Origin of the sequence: Bartonella sp. AA83SXKL, from assembly GCF_042196965.1 — a bacterium.
GTDB lineage: Bacteria > Pseudomonadota > Alphaproteobacteria > Rhizobiales > Rhizobiaceae > Bartonella.
On the sequence record NZ_JBHIRG010000257.1, the window covers coordinates 1 to 294 of the forward strand.

The following is a 294-nucleotide window of genomic DNA, read 5'->3' on the forward strand; positions in this document are numbered from 1 at the left end:
CTTGAAGTGTTTTTATCCACATGGCAACCCCACTTGTGATATGCAAACGAATGGTTTTGATTGATTTACCATAAGAGGACTTGAAATGAGAAAATCTGACGATATTCGAAGCTCTTATTCAAGTTTAATAACGCTAAATTATTTTTATAAATCAATGCGTTTCCTTTAAAAGTCCCCACCCTTCCTGTTTACGAATATAATCTTATCACTCACGGAAACAATCTAAGCTCTCTTTCCCAGCATATTTTAAGTGCTTATATTTTATCAAAGTCTCTTCGTACTTTCCAAAATAAC